At 36.3% G+C, this 22,992-nt stretch carries 34 protein-coding genes; 28 read left to right on the forward strand and 6 right to left on the reverse strand.

Going from position 1 to position 22,992, the window contains the following annotated elements:
• Nucleotides 1-12 precede the first annotated feature (12 nt).
• The 3 genes from E1I69_RS17590 (at nucleotide 13) to mqo (ending at nucleotide 2,741) form a co-directional block, all read left to right on the forward strand.
• The gene (locus E1I69_RS17590) at nucleotides 13-255 is read left to right on the forward strand and encodes a glutaredoxin family protein (protein ID WP_116353313.1); all 243 of its coding nucleotides are present in this window, start codon (nucleotides 13-15) and stop codon (nucleotides 253-255) included.
• A gap of 87 nt (nucleotides 256-342) precedes the next feature.
• Nucleotides 343-723, forward strand: coding sequence for a YkvA family protein (locus E1I69_RS17595; RefSeq protein ID WP_136380868.1), 381 nt, complete (start codon nucleotides 343-345; stop codon nucleotides 721-723).
• A gap of 476 nt (nucleotides 724-1,199) precedes the next feature.
• Nucleotides 1,200-2,741: a malate dehydrogenase (quinone) gene (gene mqo, locus E1I69_RS17600; protein WP_207308565.1), complete on the forward strand. Its 1,542-nt coding sequence runs from the start codon at nucleotides 1,200-1,202 to the stop codon at nucleotides 2,739-2,741.
• Between the two features lie 91 nt (nucleotides 2,742-2,832).
• On the opposite strand, the gene E1I69_RS17605 is transcribed toward mqo, so the two are convergent.
• On the reverse strand, nucleotides 2,833-3,801 hold the full coding sequence (locus E1I69_RS17605; protein ID WP_136380869.1) for a DUF4179 domain-containing protein: 969 nt from the start codon (nucleotides 3,799-3,801) through the stop codon (nucleotides 2,833-2,835).
• On the reverse strand, nucleotides 3,782-4,324 hold the full coding sequence (locus E1I69_RS17610; protein ID WP_136380870.1) for a sigma-70 family RNA polymerase sigma factor: 543 nt from the start codon (nucleotides 4,322-4,324) through the stop codon (nucleotides 3,782-3,784). Before E1I69_RS17610 ends, E1I69_RS17605 begins: the two co-directional genes overlap by 20 nt.
• A gap of 192 nt (nucleotides 4,325-4,516) precedes the next feature.
• On the opposite strand from E1I69_RS17610, the gene E1I69_RS17615 reads away from it, so the two are divergent.
• From E1I69_RS17615 to E1I69_RS17625, 3 genes are all read left to right on the forward strand, one after another.
• Nucleotides 4,517-4,891 (forward strand): DUF4440 domain-containing protein, encoded by a 375-nt coding sequence (locus E1I69_RS17615; protein WP_136380871.1) that lies wholly within the window; start codon nucleotides 4,517-4,519, stop codon nucleotides 4,889-4,891.
• Between the two features lie 107 nt (nucleotides 4,892-4,998).
• The gene (locus E1I69_RS17620) at nucleotides 4,999-5,325 is read left to right on the forward strand and encodes a YnfA family protein (protein ID WP_136380872.1); all 327 of its coding nucleotides are present in this window, start codon (nucleotides 4,999-5,001) and stop codon (nucleotides 5,323-5,325) included.
• Nucleotides 5,326-5,714: 389 nt separating this feature from the next.
• Nucleotides 5,715-5,900, forward strand: coding sequence for a hypothetical protein (locus tag E1I69_RS17625; RefSeq protein ID WP_136380873.1), 186 nt, complete (start codon nucleotides 5,715-5,717; stop codon nucleotides 5,898-5,900).
• Nucleotides 5,901-5,980: 80 nt separating this feature from the next.
• Here E1I69_RS17625 and E1I69_RS25300 read toward each other — a convergent pair whose 3' ends face one another.
• Nucleotides 5,981-6,208 carry a YjcZ family sporulation protein gene (locus E1I69_RS25300; RefSeq protein WP_136380874.1) on the reverse strand — a complete coding sequence of 76 codons (228 nt, stop codon included), beginning with the start codon at nucleotides 6,206-6,208 and terminating at the stop codon, nucleotides 5,981-5,983.
• A 237-nt stretch (nucleotides 6,209-6,445) separates the two neighbouring features.
• On the opposite strand from E1I69_RS25300, the gene E1I69_RS17635 reads away from it, so the two are divergent.
• The 5 genes from E1I69_RS17635 to yiaA all read left to right on the forward strand — a co-directional run bounded on the left by E1I69_RS17635 (nucleotide 6,446) and on the right by yiaA (nucleotide 8,366).
• A complete protein-coding gene (locus E1I69_RS17635) occupies nucleotides 6,446-6,709 on the forward strand; it encodes a hypothetical protein (RefSeq protein WP_136380875.1) in 264 nt (87 codons plus the stop codon).
• Between the two features lie 96 nt (nucleotides 6,710-6,805).
• Nucleotides 6,806-7,018, forward strand: a complete 213-nt coding sequence (locus E1I69_RS17640; RefSeq protein WP_136380876.1) for a hypothetical protein — start codon at nucleotides 6,806-6,808, stop codon at nucleotides 7,016-7,018.
• Nucleotides 7,019-7,035: 17 nt separating this feature from the next.
• Nucleotides 7,036-7,317 (forward strand): hypothetical protein, encoded by a 282-nt coding sequence (locus E1I69_RS17645; RefSeq protein ID WP_136380877.1) that lies wholly within the window; start codon nucleotides 7,036-7,038, stop codon nucleotides 7,315-7,317.
• Between the two features lie 149 nt (nucleotides 7,318-7,466).
• Nucleotides 7,467-7,775 (forward strand): hypothetical protein, encoded by a 309-nt coding sequence (locus E1I69_RS24840; protein WP_207308566.1) that lies wholly within the window; start codon nucleotides 7,467-7,469, stop codon nucleotides 7,773-7,775.
• A 126-nt stretch (nucleotides 7,776-7,901) separates the two neighbouring features.
• Nucleotides 7,902-8,366 (forward strand): inner membrane protein YiaA, encoded by a 465-nt coding sequence (gene yiaA / locus E1I69_RS17655; protein ID WP_136380878.1) that lies wholly within the window; start codon nucleotides 7,902-7,904, stop codon nucleotides 8,364-8,366.
• Between the two features lie 23 nt (nucleotides 8,367-8,389).
• Here the strand turns inward: yiaA and E1I69_RS17660 are convergent, their stop codons facing one another.
• Complete coding sequence (locus tag E1I69_RS17660; RefSeq protein WP_136380879.1) at nucleotides 8,390-9,358, reverse strand: hypothetical protein; 969 nt, start codon at nucleotides 9,356-9,358, stop codon at nucleotides 8,390-8,392.
• 134 nt (nucleotides 9,359-9,492) lie between these two features.
• On the opposite strand from E1I69_RS17660, the gene E1I69_RS17665 reads away from it, so the two are divergent.
• The 15 genes from E1I69_RS17665 to E1I69_RS17730 all read left to right on the forward strand — a co-directional run bounded on the left by E1I69_RS17665 (nucleotide 9,493) and on the right by E1I69_RS17730 (nucleotide 18,637).
• Complete coding sequence (locus tag E1I69_RS17665; protein WP_161974928.1) at nucleotides 9,493-9,903, forward strand: hypothetical protein; 411 nt, start codon at nucleotides 9,493-9,495, stop codon at nucleotides 9,901-9,903.
• On the forward strand, nucleotides 9,900-10,076 hold the full coding sequence (locus tag E1I69_RS24740; protein ID WP_165439168.1) for a hypothetical protein: 177 nt from the start codon (nucleotides 9,900-9,902) through the stop codon (nucleotides 10,074-10,076). Before E1I69_RS17665 ends, E1I69_RS24740 begins: the two co-directional genes overlap by 4 nt.
• A gap of 3 nt (nucleotides 10,077-10,079) precedes the next feature.
• Nucleotides 10,080-10,427, forward strand: coding sequence for a hypothetical protein (locus tag E1I69_RS17670; protein WP_136380881.1), 348 nt, complete (start codon nucleotides 10,080-10,082; stop codon nucleotides 10,425-10,427).
• A gap of 167 nt (nucleotides 10,428-10,594) precedes the next feature.
• The gene (locus E1I69_RS17675; RefSeq protein WP_136380882.1) at nucleotides 10,595-11,398 is read left to right on the forward strand and encodes an SDR family oxidoreductase; all 804 of its coding nucleotides are present in this window, start codon (nucleotides 10,595-10,597) and stop codon (nucleotides 11,396-11,398) included.
• 169 nt (nucleotides 11,399-11,567) lie between these two features.
• Nucleotides 11,568-11,747 carry a hypothetical protein gene (locus E1I69_RS17680; protein ID WP_136380883.1) on the forward strand — a complete coding sequence of 60 codons (180 nt, stop codon included), beginning with the start codon at nucleotides 11,568-11,570 and terminating at the stop codon, nucleotides 11,745-11,747.
• Nucleotides 11,748-11,846: 99 nt separating this feature from the next.
• Complete coding sequence (locus E1I69_RS17685; protein WP_136380884.1) at nucleotides 11,847-12,134, forward strand: hypothetical protein; 288 nt, start codon at nucleotides 11,847-11,849, stop codon at nucleotides 12,132-12,134.
• A 21-nt stretch (nucleotides 12,135-12,155) separates the two neighbouring features.
• A complete protein-coding gene (locus E1I69_RS17690) occupies nucleotides 12,156-12,398 on the forward strand; it encodes a VOC family protein (RefSeq protein ID WP_207308567.1) in 243 nt (80 codons plus the stop codon).
• Between the two features lie 97 nt (nucleotides 12,399-12,495).
• Nucleotides 12,496-12,900, forward strand: coding sequence for an IS200/IS605 family transposase (gene tnpA / locus E1I69_RS17695; protein ID WP_136380885.1), 405 nt, complete (start codon nucleotides 12,496-12,498; stop codon nucleotides 12,898-12,900).
• A gap of 3 nt (nucleotides 12,901-12,903) precedes the next feature.
• Nucleotides 12,904-13,992 carry an IS200/IS605 family element RNA-guided endonuclease TnpB gene (tnpB, locus tag E1I69_RS17700; protein WP_136380886.1) on the forward strand — a complete coding sequence of 363 codons (1,089 nt, stop codon included), beginning with the start codon at nucleotides 12,904-12,906 and terminating at the stop codon, nucleotides 13,990-13,992.
• 185 nt (nucleotides 13,993-14,177) lie between these two features.
• Nucleotides 14,178-14,612 carry a hypothetical protein gene (locus E1I69_RS17705; protein WP_242634628.1) on the forward strand — a complete coding sequence of 145 codons (435 nt, stop codon included), beginning with the start codon at nucleotides 14,178-14,180 and terminating at the stop codon, nucleotides 14,610-14,612.
• 56 nt (nucleotides 14,613-14,668) lie between these two features.
• The gene (locus E1I69_RS17710) at nucleotides 14,669-15,217 is read left to right on the forward strand and encodes a DUF1697 domain-containing protein (RefSeq protein WP_136380887.1); all 549 of its coding nucleotides are present in this window, start codon (nucleotides 14,669-14,671) and stop codon (nucleotides 15,215-15,217) included.
• Nucleotides 15,218-15,296: 79 nt separating this feature from the next.
• Nucleotides 15,297-15,851, forward strand: a complete 555-nt coding sequence (locus E1I69_RS17715; RefSeq protein ID WP_136380888.1) for a DUF421 domain-containing protein — start codon at nucleotides 15,297-15,299, stop codon at nucleotides 15,849-15,851.
• Between the two features lie 145 nt (nucleotides 15,852-15,996).
• Nucleotides 15,997-16,563, forward strand: a complete 567-nt coding sequence (locus E1I69_RS17720) for a TetR/AcrR family transcriptional regulator (protein WP_136380889.1) — start codon at nucleotides 15,997-15,999, stop codon at nucleotides 16,561-16,563.
• A gap of 129 nt (nucleotides 16,564-16,692) precedes the next feature.
• A complete protein-coding gene (locus E1I69_RS17725; protein ID WP_136380890.1) occupies nucleotides 16,693-18,147 on the forward strand; it encodes a DHA2 family efflux MFS transporter permease subunit in 1,455 nt (484 codons plus the stop codon).
• A gap of 46 nt (nucleotides 18,148-18,193) precedes the next feature.
• Nucleotides 18,194-18,637 (forward strand): universal stress protein, encoded by a 444-nt coding sequence (locus E1I69_RS17730; RefSeq protein ID WP_136380891.1) that lies wholly within the window; start codon nucleotides 18,194-18,196, stop codon nucleotides 18,635-18,637.
• A 61-nt stretch (nucleotides 18,638-18,698) separates the two neighbouring features.
• Here the strand turns inward: E1I69_RS17730 and E1I69_RS17735 are convergent, their stop codons facing one another.
• On the reverse strand, nucleotides 18,699-19,148 hold the full coding sequence (locus tag E1I69_RS17735) for a CBS domain-containing protein (RefSeq protein ID WP_136380892.1): 450 nt from the start codon (nucleotides 19,146-19,148) through the stop codon (nucleotides 18,699-18,701).
• 345 nt (nucleotides 19,149-19,493) lie between these two features.
• Between E1I69_RS17735 and E1I69_RS17740 the strand changes: the two genes are divergently transcribed.
• Complete coding sequence (locus tag E1I69_RS17740; protein ID WP_242634629.1) at nucleotides 19,494-20,354, forward strand: putative RNA methyltransferase; 861 nt, start codon at nucleotides 19,494-19,496, stop codon at nucleotides 20,352-20,354.
• A gap of 97 nt (nucleotides 20,355-20,451) precedes the next feature.
• On the opposite strand, the gene E1I69_RS17745 is transcribed toward E1I69_RS17740, so the two are convergent.
• On the reverse strand, nucleotides 20,452-21,174 hold the full coding sequence (locus tag E1I69_RS17745) for a DUF4163 domain-containing protein (RefSeq protein ID WP_136380894.1): 723 nt from the start codon (nucleotides 21,172-21,174) through the stop codon (nucleotides 20,452-20,454).
• Nucleotides 21,175-21,368: 194 nt separating this feature from the next.
• On the opposite strand from E1I69_RS17745, the gene E1I69_RS17750 reads away from it, so the two are divergent.
• The gene (locus E1I69_RS17750) at nucleotides 21,369-22,466 is read left to right on the forward strand and encodes an FAD-dependent monooxygenase (RefSeq protein WP_136380895.1); all 1,098 of its coding nucleotides are present in this window, start codon (nucleotides 21,369-21,371) and stop codon (nucleotides 22,464-22,466) included.
• The last annotated feature ends 526 nt before the right edge of the window (nucleotides 22,467-22,992 follow it).

The raw sequence follows: 22,992 nt of genomic DNA on the forward strand, positions 1-22,992 counted from the left end.
GGAGATCACCAAATGGCAAATGAAGTAATAGTCTACACGACAAATGATTGTGTTGAATGTACGTTTGTAAAAAAAGTTCTTACTGAAAATGGGATTCCATTTGACGTTCGAAATATTGCAGAAAATGAAGTTTACCAAAAGGAAGTGGAACGCTACGGATTCCTAGGTGTCCCTGTAACAGTCGTGGGCGATCGTGCTGTAAAAGGGTTCACTCCTGAACTGATTGAATTGTTGGAACCGTTGAAACAGGACTAAAATGGTAAAAGTAGGGAAAGTTATAAAGTAAATCACATCTCAAAGCTAAAGGAATAAAATATTGAATCCAAATCAATAGGTGAACCTATGAAAAAAATTTTAAGCTGGGCAAAGAACTTAAAAAAACAAATATATATCCTATACTTTGCATACAAAGATGCACGAGTTCCTTGGTATGCAAAGCTTTTTACAGCCGGGGTGGTGGCTTATACATTCAGTCCCATCGACCTCATTCCGGATTTCATACCCATCCTTGGATATCTGGATGAAGTCATTCTTGTACCAATCGGAATCATGTTTGCCATGAAGATGATTCCGAAGGCTGTTATCGCGGACTGTGAAGTAAAAGCAGAAGAATTAACAAAAAATGGTAAACCGAAAAATTGGGTTGCAGGGGTGCTTATTCTTCTACTATGGGCACTCCTATTCGTCTGGATTGCCATTAAAGCATACCAATATTTTCAGTGAACCTGCATTTTTAAAGAAATGCAGGTTTTACTTTTTAAAAGGATAGAAAAGAATTATTGCTGACAAACCAAAAATAATGACGACAAAATAGGATAATTGATGATGGGATATCTGCAAACCATTAAAAAAGCGCTCCCACTTATCAAATTATTATGATTAATTTTACTCTTACCTGATGTTTATGCAGTTTTTACGTGGTATAATGATAAAAGTGAAGAATTAGAGTTTAATAAGTATGAGTTCTTCCTTTGAGCTTAATAAAAGAGGCAAGATGGATTGTCGGATTCCTGTGATCCTCTGGATGAACTTCTCACTTTTACTCAACATTTAAATAGCCTATAATTATCATATAATATCGAATTATTAATCTAAAAAATTGTCATTCTGATATGGCGAAGATGAAGGTGAAAAAAGAGGTTGTCTGACAATGGCGTGTCTGATTTTGTGACCGCATTCATCTTTTTTGTCTAAATTTTATGAAGAAAAGGTTGATAAACATGAGCAACATAGAAAATAAAACAGATGTCATTTTAATAGGCGCTGGAATCATGAGTGCGACATTAGGAACACTCTTGAAGGAATTAGCGCCGGAATGGAACATTACCGTTTTTGAAAAGCTCGACAAGCCAGGAGAGGAAAGCTCTCACGAAATGAATAACGCTGGGACAGGGCATGCTGCACTGTGCGAGCTAAATTACACCGTTGAAAAACCAGACGGAACATTAGATATTAAAAAAGCAATTAATGTAAATGAACAATTCCAAGTATCCAAGCAATTTTGGGCATATCTTGTGAAGAACAAACTCATTCGCAACCCGCAAGATTTTATCATGCCACTCCCGCATATAAGTATGGTGCAAGGTGAAAAGGATGTCGCTTTTTTAAAGAAACGTTTTGAAGCGCTGTCAAAAGTTCCGTTGTTTAAAGGGATGGAATATTCCGATGATCCTTCAACATTAATGGAATGGATACCACTTATTGTGAAAGATCGCACATCTACTGAACCAATCGCAGCTACTAAAGCAGACACAGGAACAGATGTTAACTTCGGAAATTTAACACGCATGTTGTTTGACCATTTAAAAAATAAGAATGTAAAAATTAATTACAACCATGGTGTCAAAGATGTAAAACGTTCAAGCGACGGCTTATGGGATTTAAAGGTAAAAAACCAAGCTACTGGTGCGGTTGAACACCATAAAGCGAAGTTTGTCTTCATCGGAGGTGGAGGCGGAAGTCTTCATTTACTCCAAAAATCCGGTATTCCTGAAGGAAGACATATTGGTGGATTCCCAGTGAGTGGAATTTTCATGGTATGTAATAATCCTGAAGTGATTGAAAAGCATCACGCAAAAGTATACGGAAAAGCAAAGGTCGGTGCGCCACCTATGTCTGTTCCGCATCTTGACACAAGATACATCGATAATAAGAAATCATTGCTGTTTGGACCATTTGCGGGCTTCTCTCCGAAATTCTTAAAAACAGGTTCAAACCTAGATCTAATCACATCTGTAAAACCTGATAATTTGTTAACGATGCTAGCTGCAGGTGTAAAAGAAATGGCATTAACCAAATACTTGATCCAGCAAGTCATGTTAACGAAGGAACAGCGTATGGAAGAATTACGCGAATTCATCCCCAACGCAAAGAGCGAAGATTGGGATTTAGTGGTGGCTGGTCAACGTGTTCAGGTAATCAAGGACACTGAAGCTGGCGGCAAAGGTACGCTCCAATTTGGTACTGAAGTCATTACGGCAGCTGATGGCTCCATCGCCGCTTTACTAGGTGCATCACCTGGTGCGTCAACCGCTGTTCATGTTATGCTCGAAGTGATCAAAAAGTGCTTCCCAGAGCATATGTTAGAATGGGAGCCAAAAATCAAAGACATGATTCCTTCATTTGGGCTATCCCTCATGGAGAACCCAGAACTTCTTGAAAAGATCAATGCATCTTCAGGAGAAGCTCTTGGTTTAATCGAAAAAAAAGCAAAAGTAGAAAAGGAACTTGTCCTAAATTAATCATGAAAAAGTAACCTTCAATCTCGATTGGGATTGAAGGTTTTTATTGTTCAAAATTCGGACCACTATCAGTCTGGATTTTGAATTTAACTCAATTTAAATTAATCTTTAATGTACCTAATTCAATTTTTTCGTTACCGATTTTATAAGTAGGCTTCACCTGAATAATTTTCGGTGGATTTTTGCTATCCATTTCAAATATGATTTTAGAATTAGAAACGGTATTTAGGGATAATTTTTCACCTTGATTATCAACGATATCAAACTGCAAATTTTCACCTTCAATACCAGCTGTTTCTAACTGTTCATAGGTTAATATTGCGTTTGTTTTTCCAATGTTAATATCATTGAAGTGGACACTATATTCCTTGTTTGAAGAAAAAAGGGTTTGATTCAACTCAATTTCTCGAGATGGCAATTTCTTAACGGAAAGGTTAAATGACCATTCGCCTTGAACACCTGCCATATGTGTAAATGTAATCGGGAGTGTTAACTCTTCAGAATTTTTCACGTTGTGGGTTTCTAATATCATCGCACCGACATAGTCGTTTCCTTGTTTTGTTAATGTTCCCATAACGCCTCCCCATCCTGATTCATCCTTTCCGTCGAACATCTCATAGGCGTAACCGGGCTCAGGTCCTGTTTCCCCACCAAATGTATCGGATAAGTTTTCACCAGCAGCTTTAAAGGTTAAGCCAACATAGGATCCATCATAAAAAATGGATGTAATACTCATTTTGACCCCATTATTTTCAACTGTTTCATTGATTTCCGTAATCAATTGTTCCGCTGCCAAATTCTGACCGATTGGCATTTGATAATTTTCATAAATCCCTCCAATAATCGGCACCTGCGCTAGAACCTGATTAATAGGTGAAAAAATAAATCCTGACACAAGGAGGACAGCAGCAGCCCCAGATGTAATGAGGGATGTTCTTTTTAATGGCTGTATGTATTTTCTTTTTTTGCGAAACCTGTCCCCACGTTCAATACCTTTTTCAATTGCTGAATGTAGTTCGTGTGTTGGAATCTCCATCTCATTAAATAAATCTTTTCCCATAATAATCAGCCCCTAATGTTTTTCTTAATTCAGCTTTTGCACGACGTAAGTACGTTTTAATCGTAGATTGTGGCTTATCTAGAACAGTAGAAATCGTTCGAATCGGTAAATCATAATAATAGAAAAGCAGGATTGCATTTCGATAGTTCCCATTTAACGACTCAAGTGCCTCCGATAAATCGATTAACAGGTTTTGTTCTTGGGCTTGACTCGATTCAATGAGATAATCTAATCCCTCTTCCGGTAGTTGTACCACCTTCTTTTTACGTGCAAGTTCTTTGTAGGCTGTTCGCATTAAGATTTTCACTAGCCAAGTACTGAAAAAAGCAGGTGATTTTAGCTGGTGTATGGAAATATAGGCTTTATAGGTAGCTTCCTGTATGATATCCAGTGCATCATCTTTGTTCCGCATATGAAGATAGGCAATTTTATATAGTTTTTCACTTTCAAATTTAATGAGTTGTTCAAATGCTTGTTTGTCACCAGCAATGGCCAACTCAGCTAATTTCGTAGAATTCGACATTAGCTAACCTCCTTTCACCTATTAGAGGCATGGAATGTAATAAAAGGTTTCAAAAAGTTATGTGTTCCTAGTAATATACCATTTTGTCGAAAAAAAGACTTATGAATAATTATTATTATGGGAAGGATGAGTTCTTCATTGGTTTAATTAAATAGGGTGGTTAGAAGATATAAGGAAAGGGTCTGAAAGAAAATGAACCAACACTTAAAGCATCATTTAAAAGAACTAGAGGAAATGCACATAAACAATGAAGTTCGGAAAAGTCGTGAAGAGTTAGATAAAATACTAGCAGATGATTTTTTTGAGATTGGTAGTTCGGGCTATATGTTTAATAAAAAAGAATGCCTTGACTCCGGAGTAGCCTTAACGGAAATGTCTCTCCATAACTATGAAATCCATCCATTAGCACCAGATGTTGTTTTAACTACATATTTCATTGTAGATAAGACGAGGAACCGGAATACCCTACGGAGCTCCATATGGAAACATATAGATGGAAGGTGGCAACTGTATTTTCATCAAGGGACGATCACGCCATTGAAGTTGAATAAAGTGATTAAAGAGTAAGTTCAAAAAATAATCTTAATTTGAAGTAGAGTTTCAATACTTTAGAAATAACGTCCATAATTGTTATAATAAATATACTTAATAGACAGAACTAGGACGTGATTTAAATCTTTCATGCAATTTTCTTTTTTATACTAGCAGGTATTGCCGAGATTGGTGGAGGTTATTTAATTTGGCTTTGGTTAAGAGAAGGGAAGCCTTACTATTGGGGAATTGGCGGTGGAATTGCTCTAGCTCTATATGGAGTGATTGCAACCTTCCAAACCTTCCCATCATTCGGAAGAGTTTATGCTGCCTATGGAGGACTTTTTATCGTGCTGTCAGTCCTATGGGGCTGGGGGATTGATAAAAAAACACCTGATTTATACGATTTGTTAGGTGCTGGCATCTGTATTATTGGTGTATCGGTCATGTTATTTGCACCGCGGCAATAGCGCAAGACGTTGATCTATGGAAGGATCAACGCCTTTTTTCTTTTGTTTTCCTTTTTCAATTTGTTCTTTTTCGAGAGTGTTTTAATGAAAAATAGGCCTGCAATTAATGCCAGTAAATTTAATGAATCGCCAAAATTGACCGAAAAATTAATGTTGTTATTCACTCTTATATAATTCCTATTATCGGACTTCGCTTGAGAATCTTTTTCATGGTTATCCAGAATGATCCCTCCAATTTTTAAAGACTGGTTGTCCTAATCCATTATATGGTGAAGTAAGTTCTTATATGCACTAGTATGAGTTGGAGGAAATGAGATATTTTAGTAGGAATTTAATCAGAATCATGTAAAATGAAATTATCTCAAAGTATAGGAAACAGGGAGTTATTTATGGAATTATTTATACTTAAAAAGCAGTTTAGAGGATATGAAAAAGGAACCCAATTTTACTTAATTGCAGAATCCGAGTTCATAGGGGTTAAGGAGTTTGTTATGAGAACGAAAGATTTAACAAAAAGTATATCCCTTACTGAAAGCGAACTTCGTCACTATTTTTCGTTGATAAAACTTCCATAAGCTCCTTTTAAAAAAACAAGAACATATCGTTTAATATGTTCTTGTTTTTGTGTGGTGTTATTTAGAAGGAGCACTTTTATTTAGCATCTAGGAAAGTAGCAAGCACCTATAATGATTAATAAAATAAACAACACAACGACTAATACAAAGGTATTGTGACAAGGTTGAGGACAAGCGTATCCATAACCATAACTAGGTTCAATGTAGCTTGGTGCCACATAAGTTGGTTGTGGAGCTACATACGTTGGCTGTGGTGCCGTGTAAACACTTTGTAACGCATTTACGTTAGAAATATTCAGATGATCCATCTTCATTCTCCTTTTCTTTATGTGTAGATTCCCTACAGTATACTCACCTAGATTCAAATTGCCACGTTCAACAAAGAAAATGGGTAATTGCCCTGAGCGGTTTTGCACGTATAGAATGTTCTCTTAGAGTATGGAAATGATGTAATAATTTGGTATTGAAGTGTGCTAAAATTGAAAGGAATAAAATTAGATTTTTTTGCCAATTTTATAGTGCTGTATAGTATGGGGGATTATATTGTGAAAGAAGCAAAAAAGGTTTCGTACATAAGCATGTTTTTTGGTGGAACGGGGACTATTTTAATCTTATTGGGTGCTGTTAATCTATTTGATAGTGATGGGGATCTACCAACGTTTTATCTTGTATTGTGTGGTTTCCTATTCACCATTAATTACATCAATTATTTAGAATCAAAAGCTGGCGTAAGTAAAAAAGCAACATGGAGTAGGGCGATCCTTTCAATCATCGTTTTTTTTATCGTTTCACATTTCATATTCTATTAATCTCAATATCATCGATTGATCAACTTAGAAAAGCTCCGGGTTCGTACATGGATGTAATGGGGTATGGACCAATATTTTATGTAGTGAGGGGATCCCATGAAGGTATATTGGTTAACCGTGATATTTTTCTATTGTATTTGGATTGTAGTTTCACACCTGTTTCCAGAACCAAGCTGGTGGTCCATTTTTTCATCGGATCGCGCAACACATACTCCACTCTTGGAGCAAACATCTATCATCAAAGTCACCTTTAGCATCTTAATTTTTTTAGGATTGGCTCATCTATTACAACGTAAAATTCAAAAGTAAAATAGGAGAACAGGTCAATGAAAAAGGGTAAAAAGAGATATATTTTGGTCGTGTTATTTATTCTTTTTTTAATACTTTCCTTCGTTAAAAACCCAACTCAACAGGACTATATCGAATATACAAGTTTTAGTGAAGAACAAGCAGATTCCTTCAATGAAAATGTAGAATTTGAAATAGAACGAATCAATTTTTATATATTGTCAACTTATGCCCCAAAGGAGAAAGTCCTTGACCATTATGGCAACGTTCACCTGCCGATTTATGGGACACTTTTTTCAAGTTTCAAAAGGGCAATATGATTATCCGTGGTGGTTAGAGTTTTTTAAATAGAACGAAGTGAAGTGTAACGAATCTACTGCCCCCAAGAAAGACAGAATAATTCGAAACCAATTAACGAATTGAAACGTATAACATAGAAAAGGTCATACCATTTCAAGGGGGGACTGTATTGGCAGGTGCCATTATGCTTTTTATTTTTATGATCCCTATATATGCAATGCTGATTTGGACTTATTTTAATCCAGAGGAAAGTATGTTACTGGGGCAAAGATGGATGTACAAAGAAGAACCGGAGTTTTCAGATGATGCGATTCGTTATACGAAATTTGGGGCAATAGTTGGTATTTTTCTTATAACCATGGTTTTTGCTCTTTATGTGATTGATCATTTTATGATTCGACTTTTCATCATTTTGGGATTCATTTCCTTTGTAATCGTTGGTGGTTACAGGCTATTAAAAAAGTACGTAGATTCCTAGAAACTTAAATTGGAAATGAATGAAAAAATACTCATTTTTTGTAAGGGGTTTTTGTATAATGGATTTATGCACGACAGGGAATCTGCAGTGCTTCCTTTTTAGTTGAAAATTGGAGGGGACAAAGTAATGGAGAATGAGGTTTTTGTGGATAAAGAAAAACAAGAAAAGCCGAAAGTGAAGATTGAGCGGAAAGAAGGGGAACCGACTGCAGCCTTTAAAGGAGCTTCGTGGGGAGCGTTATTAGTGGGTGTTTCCGCTTATCTCATCGGCTTGTTTAACGCAGCAATGGAACTAAATGAAAAAGGCTATTATTTTGCTATTTTAATCTTTGGTCTTTATTCAGCTGTTTCTTTACAAAAAGCAGTGAGGGATAAAGAAGAGGGAATTCCAGTTACAAGTATTTATTATGGGATTAGCTGGGTTGCCCTGATTGTGTCAATTTCATTAATGGCGATTGGTTTATACAACGCAGGAAGTATTGTTTTAAGTGAAAAAGGATTTTACGGAATGGCTTTTGTTCTTAGTGTATTTGCAGCCATTACCGTTCAAAAGAACATTCGTGATACTCAAAAAGCTAGAGAAAGAGAGTAAGAGTAAAAAAGGGTCATCCATGTCTAAACTGGATGGTCCTTTTGCGATTTGCGTTGCTTCTGTTTCCATAGCAGGAACGGGATTGAACTTAATAAAACGATTAGAATAACGGATAATAATGTAAGAAACACGGTTTCCGTCATAAGGATATCGAGATAGTCTGCAATATCCATTTCTTTGGCATAGACCTGATAGGGATTATCAACATTATAAACGATTGGCATTTTCTCCTTGTATTTGTTATACGTATGCCAAGTCACACCTTTTACGATAAAAATGGTATCTTGATTTTCGGGTGTATACAACATCGAGATGTAATAATCGCTTCTATTGTACGTTGATGTTCTCCGATCATACCCATGTTCCATAATAAGAGCAGTTGTTTCAGCATGATTTTTTCCAAAATATTTTTCATGACCATTTTCAATCGCTGATTTTGTATCAGTCGAAACAAAGAGAAGAAGCGATACAATCAAGCCGCCAAATATCAAAATTGAGAGAACAAAACCAGCCATTTTATCAAGGTATAAGCGTTTTGAAATGCTAGAGCACAAATTCCATATTATGTTAATTTTGAATAGCCAATATAAAATATAGCCAATAGGATACAGACTAAAGACGGTTAACAAGATATAAAACCATTTCACTTCCTCTTTCAAAAGAGTTTCTGTGTAAAATTTTCCGTCTACTTCATATCCGGAAATCGTATCTCCAGCGTCCACCTGTTCAAATAATTCCTGACTAATTGTAATCATCGAGTCATTATGTTTTGTGGGAATACTGCTTTCAGGTAACGTTCCGATTTGAACGGAAAACCTTGGCCCTACTAACAAATCGTTCACGACAAATTTACGCCAAACCCTCTCCTCAATCTGATTTTGCTCTGCTTTTTCAAGAAAGACTTGATGCTCCTGAACGTTATCAAAAATCGTATAAATGATAAATAAAAATGCTGCAAAGGCAAATAACTTCGGCCAATTTAGTTCATTCATTCATAACTCCCTTAAATTTCCTTTTGATTCAAGTATATGAAACTATTTTAATTAATAAAAAGGGTCTAAAGTCATGGTTCTTTTTATCTGATTTGGCGGCCAAATGGAATTATATCAATGAGAATGGAAGTCTTGTGTTAAAATTGGTTCAAAATGGAATGAATTACGCGGAAATTGGGCTGGAACGCAAAAAAGCAGAAAAAGACGCAAATAATGAGCGGGTGACGCAAAAAAGCAGAAAAAGACGCAAATATTTAGCTGGCAACGCAAAAAAACGAGTCCATTTGAATGCGAGGTGTGAGATGAGGAAAATTTTAATCTTATTCTTGGTGATCGGATTATTAATATCATTTTTTGGGATCTTACCTTTTATTTTTGATTATCCGTATAGTGAAGATGCGAACTCAGGCCCAAGAAACTATTGGGAACTAATACTTATGATTTCCTATGAAGGAAAGGGGAAATATTTAGTTGTCGGGGTTTTGCTACTATTACTAACGATACCAGCTATTATTAAACAGAAAGGGAAGGAGAGGTTCTCATGAGATGTGGGGCTAAATGCTTCCTTGTCGAAATAGAGGTAGACGGAAAGGCACAACTTGAATCTATCAACGCTAGAACACCAGCGAAGGCTCGGAAAAGCATCCGGAAAAAACATGGAAGTGAAACTCAAATTCTAGCAGTTAAAGAAGAGAAGAAGAACGTTACTTGGAGGTAAAACATGGGAGAATTGATAGAGGGTTTCTTATTTTACATGGTAATCTTAAGCCCTGCAGTTGTTGGAATTCCATTACAAGTTAGAGCTACCATAATGAGTCAGAGATTAGATAAGTTTTTTGCGATCAATTGTATTTTAGCATCCGGAGTCCAGATAATCGTGATTATAAGCTATGTGTTTTATGTAGCTAACCAAGGCGGGCAGCAAGCTGAAGCAGTTGGGTGGCTACTAGTTGCTTATGTGCTGTTCTCAATCGTCATCATAGGTCTTAATACTTTAATGGTGCTTGTTACTCACTTTATTACAAAGTGGGTGCTAAAATTAAAAGCAAATAAAACAGTGAAGGCTTAAATTAAATCATCCCGAAGAATGCAGAATTTCTAACATTCTTTGAGATTTTTAATTGTCTTAACTAACCGAGATTTCCGACAGAAATGGGTGCTAAATCTGGAAGATTATGCTACTTTTAAAGGAGGAATAATGAAGTTTCTTATCTAACAAAAAGGAGGTCACGAATAATGAGTCAATTCATTCGAGACCAATACCCACTTAAAAATCGAAAAGTGCTAGTAACAGGAGTTAGCCGTCGCCAAGGAATTGGATATGCGATAGCACGTCAAGTAGCAGCATGGGGAGCAACTGTGATTATTCATCATTTTCAGCCTCACGATAGAGAACAATTTTGGGGAGCAGATGATTTAGAAGAAGTAATCAAAGGCATTAAAGCTGAACTAATAGATGATGCATCCCTATTTGATATAAGTGGGGACTTTTTAAACCCTGAAGAACCACAAAGGGTGATGGATGAAATCAGTAAGACCTGTGGGCATCTGGATGCACTTGTTTGTAACCATGCAATGAGTGGAAGCGATGGGGCACTTGGTGAACTAACAGTTGAAATGTTGGATAAACATTGGGCAGTTAATGCACGCTCATCTATTTTACTGGCACAATCTTTTGCGAATCAACATGACCCTACATTAGGAGGAGGCAGAATCATTTTCATGAGCTCGGGTCAAAGGCTAGGGCCAATACATGGTGAAATGGCCTATGTCGCATCCAAGGGAGCGCTCGCTGATCTTACGTTAACGATATCAGATCAATTGGCTGATCAAAACATAACCGTCAATACTGTAAACCCGGGACCAGTAGATACGGGGTATATGACCAAGGAACTGTGGGAAAATCTGAAACCAATGTTTCCATTTGGGCGAATGGGACAACCTGAAGATCCTGCACGACTTATTGCTTGGTTATTAACTGAAGAAGCGGCGTGGATTACTGGGCAAATCATTAATACTGAAGGTGGATTTAGAAGGTAGCGTTCCCATACTTACCTATGAAGGAATGAGCAATTTTAGAGGCTGAAATAACACGTAGGCTTCATAGAAGAAGCACTTTGAATAAGGGAGATTATGAATAATGTTATTACATAAAGAATAAACGTTATAATACACCCCTCCTAATCTTTTTCAGTAAGGTGCTGATTCTTTGAATAGGAAAAAGAACATACATTCAGCCATTTTATTGTTAATTTTGCTGCTCATCGTCTTAATCGTTCATGTCATTCTACATGTGAACGTGTATATCGTGTACAGCGCAAGTTTAGGCACGATTTTTATGATTGTGCTTATTATTTTCCTCATCATTTTGCTCATTTTAAAAACGTAAGCGGTTTAATGAAGTGTTAATCAAAGCAGGATTAGCACTTCTTTTTGTTGAAAATTAATGATATGAGACAAATTCCTTTTGGGAGGAATGGAGGTATTTATGGAATTTCTATTTTGGCCATTTATGATTAGTTCCCTTATTCTATCCATTTTAGCGGTACGGTTAAAAAAGCCATCGATGCTTGTGATTTCTTCAATTTTACTATTACCAATGGCACTATATTTAGCAGCTACACCACGGTTTGAAATCTGGGGGCTCGTCTTTCCCCTTTTTTATGTGGGAGCTGCAGTATCCCTTGCCAAAAGAATAAAATGGTTATCCCTCTTGCTGATTGCACCAAACTTTATCCTAATTGGATGGATCGGTTTTTCTGTAATGAATCAATAGTATGTAAGGAGTGTCTTAATCATGAACATAAAATTAATCATTTTACAAACAGATCGAATCAATGAAATGAAGAGGTTCTATGTGGACCTTTTTGGATTTCCTTTACTAAAAGAGGATACAAAAAGTTTTCGCATTGCGGTTGGTTCAAGTGAGTTAGAATTTACCTCGGAGAACGTCAAAGGAAATCCTTATTACCACTTTGCATTTAACGTAATCCGACAGAATTCCCCTTCCTCAAGGAATGTGAAGGGAGAAGTCCAATGAGTAGGGAGGGGATGAATGTCGGTTAAGCGATAGCCTAAAGGATTATTGTTTGCACTTCTTGTTATTCAGTCGTATATTGAAATAAAGAGGTGATAAAGTGAAACTAGACACAAATAATCATTCAGTATTCAAACTGAACTACCACCTTATTATGGTTGTAAAATACCGAAGAAAAGTCATTGACGATACTATCTCAACTAGATTGAACACCATATTTGAAGATATTGGGGAAAAGTATCATATCACCGTAACAGAATGGAATCATGATATTGACCATGTTCACGTTCTCCTTACAGCTAAACCCAATACAGAACTATCTAAGTTCATCAACGCCTATAAGAGTGCCAGTTCACGAAAAATCAAAAACGAATTCCCTGAAATCAGAGAAAAGCTATGGAAAGAATACTTCTGGTCACAAAGCTATTGCCTGCTAACAGTGGGTGGTGCACCATTAGAAGTATTAAAACAGTATATTGAAACTCAAGGACAAAAGGGGGTGTAGGCAATGTTGAAAGCATACAAGTATCGTATCTATCCGAATAAAGAACAACGCATATTCTTTGCGAAAACCTTTGGATGTGTACGTTTCGTGTATAACAAAATGCTTGCTGATAGAATAAAATCTTACAACGAGTCACAAGAAAAAGCAGATAAATCTATCAAATTTCCTACACCAGCGCAATATAAAGCTGAATTCCCTTTCTTAAAAGAAGTAGATAGCCTTGCTCTAGCGAATGCCCAAATAAATTTAGATAAAGCTTATGCTAATTTCTTTCGTGATAAATCAGTGGGGTTCCCAAAATTCAAAGCTAAAAAAGACAATCATCGTAGCTACAAGACGAATAATCAAAAGGGAACTGTTTTCGTTGAAAAGGGCTATATTAAACTACCAAAATTAAAAACATTGGTACGAATCAAGCAACACAGACAATTCCAAGGTTTGATTAAGTCCGTAACCATTTCTCAAGCGCCGACAGGCAAATACTTTGCTTCTGTTTTGGTGGAAGAAAATGAACAGCTATTTCCTAAGATTGATACTAGGGTCGGTATTGATGTCGGCTTAAAAGACTTTGCGATATTATCCAATGGCAAGAAATATGAAAACCCTAAGTGGTTGCGTAAAGTTGAAAAAAGATTAGCTTTCTTGCAACGTTCTTTGTCACGTAAAAAGAAAGGTTCAAGCAATCGCAATAAGATTAGATTGCAAATTGCGAAACTTCACGAAAAAATCGCTAACCAACGGAATGATTTTCTTCACAAAATCAGTAACGAAATCACAAACGAAAACCAAGTTATTGTGATTGAGGACTTAAAAGTGAAGAATATGCAAAAGAATCATAAGTTAGCAAAAGCCATCAGCGAAGTATCCTGGTCTAAATTCAGAGAATATCTTAACTATAAAGCCGTTTGGAAAGGTCGTGATTTGATAATCGCACCTAAGAATTATGCTTCTAGTCAGCTATGTTCTTGTTGTGGGTACAAGAACATGGAAGTAAAAAATCTAAACCTTCGTGAATGGGATTGCCCAGAGTGCAACAGCCATCATGACAGGGATATAAATGCAAGTATCAACTTGCTAAAACTAGCCATGTAAATGGTATCTTCCATAGGGGTAGGGACTACCCTCATAGCTTGGTAAATATAGATAGCTAACAAAAGTATCTAGTTCCCGAGAAGCCCCTTCTTCAATCAGACCGTAAGGTCGATAAGGAGGGGTAGTTCACTATTCCATCAAACCAGTTTCAAGAAGCAAAGTTATGGGTGAAAGAGAGAGTCGAATTGAATGTCGAGGATGGAGAGGATGAAGCCTATTTTTCCTTCTTTGATGCACATGCTTTGTATTTCTATGACCCTGCTGGGAATATTGTCGAGTTTATTTCTAGAAATACTTCCGAAGAGGAAACAAAGCCATTCTCGATAGAAAATGTGATAAACATTAGTGAAACCGGTCTAACTGTAGATGATGCTGTAAGTGTTGGAAATAGGTTGATTGAGATTGGTATACATGAGCGAAACAACGAATCATTGAGCCAAACATCACTCAATTTTATGGGAGAAAAAACTAAGGGAATATTCATTATCCTTAATCAGCCAGGGAGAAGATGGATTTTCTCTGATAAGATATCTGCTGTCTATCCTATTGAAATTCTCACACATGACGATAGTAGAATTACGGTTAATTCCGATAATCTAGTAGAAATATATAAGGGTTGATTGAAGTACCTTTAAATAACTAATTATTAAGTAAATATGTAGGGAGGAGGATGGTTATGATTTACATTGCACTTTTACGGGGGATTAATGTTGGTGGAAAAAATAAAATAGATATGAAGTTGCTTAAACAATCTTTTGAACAAGTCGGAATGAATGACGTGGTGACATATATCAATACAGGTAATATTATTTTTTCAAACAAAGGAAAATCAAAAACAGAACTCTCACGTCATTTGGAGGAAGCGATACATCATGATTTTGGAATGCAAATTAAAGTAGTCGTTCGTAGTCTGGATGATGTCACAAGAATCATTAACGCAATACCCGACTCGTGGAAAAATGACAAAGATATGAAAAGTGATGTCATGTTTTTATGGGATGAAATTGATGATGAATCTGTACTAGAGAATTTGGTCATCAAGCCAAACATTGATACGGTGAAATATGTCCCTGGTGCAATTCTATGGTCCGTTGATAAGAAAAATGTAACAAAAAGCGGGATGTCCAAGATCATTGGAACTAAGATATACAAACAAATTACAGTCAGAAATGTCAACACGGCTCGTAAGATATATGAGTTGATGCAGGCTAATAATAGATTGTGATGGATACGAAGAAGAATTTTTTAGAAGATAAAGGGAAATTTAATAGCAACGTTTATTATTGTTAAGATTGAGGGATGAAATGACTTATATTTGGGAAGCAGTAGCAATCTTATTTACTGGATTTTTCTTATTTCGAATTGCTGGTAAAAAAACAATGGCTGAAATGACAAGCTTAGAAACAATAACAATTTTAGCAATGGCCTCAACAATCGGCCATGCTATTTCAGAGAATGACTTGCTTAAAACAATATTTGCTTTGTGTTCCCTAGTAGCACTGCTCTTACTTATTCAATTTTTAACAAGTAAATTTAATAGTATTGAAAAACTATTTATAGGGAAGCCAACACCGGTTATACAGGATGGAATCATAAATTCCTACAATCTAAAAAAACTCCGCATGACTGTGGAACAGCTGGAGGCAAGAATACGACAAAATGGAATTTCTTCAATCTCCGATATTAAAACTGCCTCAATTGAGATTAATGGGGAACTGGGATATGAGTTAACGAAACATGCTAAGCCAGTAACACACGGAGAATTAGAGGAAATGTTAAACCAACTGCAATCGAATATACTCCAACAGCTTACTGGTAATGAACAGACCATCCAGAATGACAAAAAAATACATGAGTAGCGTTTTTTTGTTATTTTCGTGACATCATATCCGCCTGAAATAAGTTAACACTTTAAACGTAGTGAAAAAAACACTTGACTATAGGAAAAAATTTTTGGTAAAGTTACAAACAGACCGGTTGGTATGGTGGGGGTGTACTACGGGGATGGATACAAAAACGCGAATTATCGAAATCGCGACAAAGCTTTTCCAACAAAAAGGATATATAGGTGTAGGCTTAAGTGAAATTTTAAAAGCATGCAATATTTCAAAAGGGTCTTTATATCATCACTTTCCAAATGGAAAAGAAGAATTACTAATTGCTTGTCTGGAATCCTTGAATGATGTGATCACACAGGATATTGAAAACATTTTTAATCAGTACCCGACTACAAAAGAAGCTATAAATGCGATGATCGATCAATTAATCGTTCATTTTGAAACGGAAGGAACGATTGCTGGATATACGTTTAGCAGCATCGTTAGTGAAATGGCTTCACTCAGCGAACCAGTCCGTCATGCATGTTCACTTTTATATGCAAAAATGCAGAGTATTTATACAAACAAGTTAGTAGAAGATGGTTTTTCGACAGAAGCAGCTGAATCACTTGCTCTTACCATGGTAGCAACGGTTGAGGGTGGAATGATGCTTTGTTTAACACAAAAATCAAGCTTCCCACTCAAAACAATTTCTCTAGTAGTACCAAATTTATTACAGGAGTTTCAAAACTAAATAATATGGTTTTTGAAAAAACGGCTAATTCCTATTTTTCATGAGCAAAGCTCATAAGAAGTGGGGATTGGCCTTTATTATGCAAAAAAATAGACCGAAAGCGGTCAATCAAAGAAAAAGGAGATTGTTATGAACACACAATTACAAGTCAAAAGTCCAAAAATAATGGCATTTATTTTAATGTTCGGTACTTTTATAGGATTATTTGGTGAAACAGCATTAAACATGGCATTAACAAATATTATGGGTGAATTTTCGGTTAAACCCGCTATTGCCCAATGGTTAACAACAGGATATTTATTAGTATTAGCAATATTAGTCCCAATTTCTGCACTGTTGATGAAATGGTTCACTACGAGACAATTAGTGATCGGTGGATTAGTTATTTCACTATTTGGAGCAGTATTCGCTGCTCTATCTCCCAATTTTGCAATACTATTAGTAGGCCGTATTGTGCAGGCAATCGGAACGGGTGTTTTAATACCAGTTATGACGAGTGTTCTATTAATTATTTTCCCTGTTCATAAACGTGGAGTTGTAATGGGGATCATGGGACTTGTTATTACATTAGGCCCTGCATTGGGTCCAACACTTTCGGGGGTCATTATTAGTACGTTAGGCTGGCCATATATTTTCTGGATTAGCTCTATTTTATATGTATTATTAACGCTTATTGCTGTAGTTAAAATTGAAAATGTTTCAGAAATTACGAAACCGAAAATCGATTATTCATCGGTTGTTTTATCAACATTCGGTTTTGGAGGTTTAATCTACGCATTAGCAACGATGGCCGAAGCAGCTATCTCATCACCTAAAGTTTGGGCACCTTTACTAGTGGGAATAATCGCACTTGTATTATTTGGGGTTCGTCAAATGAAAATGGCGCAGCCTATGGTGAACTTACGTGTATTTAAGTTCCCGATGTTTACTTTGGGGACTGCAATGATGTTCCTCGGCATTCTAATGATTTTATCAGCGGGCATTCTATTGCCCATGTATCTAAAGGATGCTTTATTATATAGTGCAGCGGTGGCTGGTTTATTATTACTTCCTGGTAATGCAGTCAATGTGGTTATGTCACCCATAGTTGGTACTTTATTTGACAAATTCGGGCCACGTATTTTTGTTATTATTGGTTCTATTGTTATTCTAATTGCAAATTTCATGTTTGCATCTGTAATAACGGCTACAACACCTGGTTGGCAAATCATTGTAGCATTTATGTTGTTCTTCTTTGGAATAACGATGGTCATGATGCCATCACAAACTAACGCACTAAACCAGTTGCCACGCGAATTATACGCAGATGGTTCAGCTGCCATGAATACGTTAAATCAAGTAGCGGGGGCAGCGGGTACGGCAATTGCCATTACATTATTTACAGCTGGTCAAAACAGTTACGTTGCTGACTTTTCAGGCGCAACAGAGCCAGAAACTTTAGCGGCCGGTGTAAGATATGCATTTTATTTTGTTACTGGAATTTCAGTTGTAACATTCATTTTATCTTTATTTGTAAAAAAGGGATCCAGCGTAAAGGAAAAAGCAGCATCACCAGTAAAAGCAACAGAACCTGTTCGAAACTAACAGATTATAGAAAAGCTGTTAAGCGTTTAGAAGGAGATAATGGCAAATGGGAAATCAGTATAGAAACATTCTAGTAGCTGTAGACGGCTCCAAAGAAGCGGAGTACGCATTCCGCAAATCAATCGATCTTGCAAAAAGTAATAAGGGTTCAAAACTAACCATTGTAAATGTAATCAATACTAATTCATACAAAGGTTTCGATCGTTCTATGCTTGATCGTGCCCAGCAGCTCGCTGAAGAGTTAGTTAATGATTATAAAGCAGAAGCAAAGTCAAAAGGTCTCTCAGATGTGACGGCAGTCATTGAATATGGCTCCCCAAAAACAATGATTACGAATGAAGTTGCAGACTTTATCGATGCGGATCTGATTGTTTGTGGTGCTACAGGGCTGAATGCAGTTGAACGTTTTATTACCGGATCTGTTTCTGGCGCTATCGTACGTTCGGCGAAATGTGATGTTTTAGTAACACGAGAACCAGAACAATTGTAGAATCAACTTTACTACTCAGGAAACCATTCGTAAAATCAAACTTTTGCGAATGGTTTTCTTTTTATGAGATAATTTTAGTCGTTAAATTATGAATAACGTCCCCTCTGCTAATAACTCCTATGACCCGTCCAGCCCCATTGACTACAGGTAGCTTTTTGAAACGATGTTTTGATAATAGTCGCATGGTTCTTTCAAAATCTTCATCAGGTGAGACAAAGATGATATTTCTCTTCGTCATTATTTCTTTTACAGGTGTAGCCAACTTTTCTCGCAATACATCTTCCAATTCCCCATCCTCTATTATATAAACCATCCCAGCAACCCCAATAGGTTTTGGAGTTAGGTAGCGTAATACATCACCATCTGAGACCATCCCAACTAGATGTCCTTGATCATCTACAACTGGTACACCGCCAATTCGATTTGTTTTAAGAATTAGTAACAATTCTTTGACAGTATTGGAAGGTTTGACGGTAAATACTTTAGTAATCATGAAATCTCTTACCTTCATTGTCGATCGCTCCTTTTATTTTGTAACCGCATTCAAAGTTGATATATTCATATTCTAGCACAAACGATAAGAAGCTTGTCATTTAGGAATTTGACAAAATATCGAAAAGAGGTTTTGGATAGTATTGTAGATTGATTTACATCTAAAGCCCTGTTACCATAAAAATGGGGATTTTCCTAAACCAGGACAAGGGAGTCATTTTCTATGATTATTCAATTCATTCGTTATAGATAAGATGGGTATAGACGAGTATCAGACCCCACTCATTTTTTTTGAACAGAAGGTGAGGGTTTATTTGTCTATGCCTTTTTCATTTTCTAAAAACGAATGAATGAGGTGGCTTTTGTGTTACAAAAGAATAAAAGAATACTAAGTGCAAATTATGTAAAAGAGTTTGAAGCGATGTTTGCTTGTCCTATTTGCCATTCGACCATGAAGGTTATGGAGTCTAAAAGCTTTATCTGCTCCAATCACCATACGTTTGATTTTACGAAACAAGGATATGTCAATTTTATGACTCGTCCGGTAAATGGAAAGTACAACAAGGAACTCTTTGAAGCGAGACGAAATCTTATAGTTGATGAAGGTTTTTTCGAGCCTTTAAATCATGAAATTGCAGACATTATCAATGCATATTCAGGAAATACAATTTCTATTCTTGACATGGGATGCGGTGAAGGCTCGCACCTGAATAATATTAGTATGATCGTAAATAAAGATGTTGTTGGAGTAGGAATCGATATTTCTAAGGAAGGTATTAAATCAACTTCTAAAAATTATAACGATAAGATTTGGGCGATGGCAGACCTTGCAAACACACCGTTCCAGGATGTAACATTTGATGTCATTCTCAATATTTTGTCTCCATCAAATTATACTGAATGTAATAGACTACTGAAGACAAATGGAGTTGTCATTAAAGTTGTTCCTTCAAGTGGTTATTTGAAAGAATTACGGGAACGAATCTTTGCCAACCGTTCCTATTCGAATATGAATACGATAAAAAGATTTCAAGAGAACTTTCGATTTGTTGATCAAAAAAGGTTAACATATACCAAAATACTTGATAAACCTGCAATTGAATGGTTAATTCAGATGACACCAATGACATGGTCAAAAAAAGAGAAAGTGATAACTTTTTTAAATAAGGAATCAGTTCAAATTACAATTGATTTTGACATTTTAATTGGTAAAAACAATCTGTAACTTTTTAATAAGAGCCTACTATTCAGTGGGAAAAATCCAACAAATGCAGTGGAGGTTTTAACCCCACTGCATTTGTTTTTAAATTAAAAATAGAAACCTATTTCCTCTCCAACTCACCCATATCCACTTCAAACTCCGCATGGTCTCCAAGCGCATGTGGGACTTGCATACTTATAACGACTGTATGATTAAAAATGTAAGAAAAGACTCCATATGGATTTTCGTTTGGGTCTGGGTGATCTGCCTTAGTAAATGCCGCGATGAGATCTTGGTTATTATACGTTTTTAAGTATTCGATGATAGCAGTTTGTTTTTCTTTATTTGGCTCATGTGGATTCTCCCAATCCATATACTTTGCATTTTTTAAGGCTTCAATAAACGTTTCATCAATTACAAATAAATTGGATAACCTGATTTTTTCACCTTTTTTAAAATTAATATTGGTAGTGAATAGAAGATGAGTTGGATACATACCACCATTATAAGTACCGGTATATTGAACAGTGAAAGTATCTGACTCTGGTAGTATGACCTCGAAATCCATTTTGAGTGGAGCATTACTATCCTGATATTGGCTCAGAAAAAGAATGGCATCATCTTTAATGAGAGTATTGATACGTTGTTCCAGATCTTTATTTTGCATGTTTGTAAGCTGAGGATAGTGAATTGTTACCTGTCCGTTTTCATAAGTTGCTGTATCAACCTCAAAAGGCTCTGCGTTTTTGTCACTCTCTTGTTGTTGTGATGGTGTAGTTTGTTGGTTTCCACAACTCGTTAACATAATAGAAAAGCCAAACACAATTAATAGTAGAAATCGCAATCACGTCCCTCCTTATATATTCAATGATTAGTTCATTTTACATAGTTAATGTCAATAGTATGACAATCTTGACTGGAAATGAATATCAGTTGACCAAATAATGCATGGTTGTTATCATTTAATTATTGTTTAGTGAACTTTGTTTTCTATTAGGAAACTTATTTCATCATACGATTACTATAGAAGGTGAAAACATGAATCTACAGACAGATGTTTGTATTGTCGGCGGAGGTCCTGCAGGTGCTTTGCTTGGCTATTTATTAGCTGAAAAAGGGATATCCACCATTGTTGTTGAGCGCACTTCAGGAAATGAACGTGAATTTAGAGGTGAGCATATTAACGCAGAAACCGAGGCCATTTTAAAAGAACATCAACTTTTTGATAAAATAGAGGCATTAGGATTATTAAAAATGAAAAAGGTTGAGTATTTATATGGAAGTAACATTGTTAAATCAATTACCCCAACAGATGAGGATCATATTGGAATCCATATTCCACAGCCACATTTTTTAACTGCAGTTTCTAAAGAAGCAGCGCAGTTTCCTAATTATCAACTGCTTTTAAACACTAGTGTTAATGAGTTAGTTCAGGACGAAAAAGGAAACTATACAGGTGTAAAAGCAAAACAGAATGGACAAGAAATTAATATCTCAAGCTCAATCGTAGTGGGCACGGATGGTCGTTATTCAACTGTTCGAAAACTTGCGGGCATTGTCGCTTCAGAGGAAACACATGGTTATGATGTGCTTTGGGCTAAAATCCCTGCACCTGCTGGTTGGGTGCCTTCAACCAAAATGGTTCTTGTCAATGGTCATCAACTTGCATTGTTCACTCAAACAGGTGGCTTGATTCAAATCGGCTGGAACATTGAAGAAGGCACATTTAATACGTTGCGTAAGCAACCGCTGGAGCCATTTTTAGAACCACTTTTAATAAGTTTTCCAGAATTAGAACCAATCGTTCGTGAGCATATCCAATCCTGGAAAAACTTTGTTTGTTTAAAAGTGTTCAGTTCTAAAGCAGATACGTGGGTGAAAGATGGTCTTGTCATCCTAGGTGATGCAGCTCATACGATGACACCAACGGCTGCGATTGGAATTAACTGTGCAATTAAAGATGCACATGTTTTAGCCCCTATCCTCGAGCAAGCTTTAATCGATCGAGATTTTAGCGAATCAAGATTAAAAGAATTCGAAGTCGCAAGACGAACTGAAATCGAGCAGCAACAAGAAATGCAATTCGAAAAAGAAGAATCATTCCAAACCAATTTCTTAGAAGTGGTTGGACATTGAAAATGACGTGTGAATGGGCACACGTCATTTTCCTTTTTGACAAAACACCTACCTTATCGGTTGTGGGAACAGGCTAAGCACCCAGGCCGATGAATAAACGGAGAAACTCCGTCTTTTAAGTAAAAATCACTGAAATTAGCCTTAATAGACGGAGAGATTCCGCTTATGAGTCTAAAAATATGCAAAAGAAGAGCTTTTGCTTTGGATAACCGGAAATCCTCCTCCTATATAGCCCAATCCGAACCCCAATCGGAATTTAAGCGGAAAACCTCCGTTTATTTATTTTCAGTAGCTCCTCGCTAATGGCAAGACAACTCACTAATCATTTGGCTAAGTTTAATGATAATTATAATGCCGAAACAACTGTTATTTCTTCATCTAAAAAGTATGACATTTTTAGAAAAATGAAACTTTTCCTAATTATTATCCGTAAATAATATTACGAGATAACATGCATAGGGAGGGGAAGAAAAGTGTTAGAAAAAATTGATAAGACATATTGGGTAGCTGTCTCTTATACACATCT

Origin of the sequence: Bacillus timonensis (genome assembly GCF_004799755.1) — a bacterium.
Classification (GTDB): Bacteria; Bacillota; Bacilli; order Bacillales; family Bacillaceae_L; genus Ferdinandcohnia; species Ferdinandcohnia timonensis_A.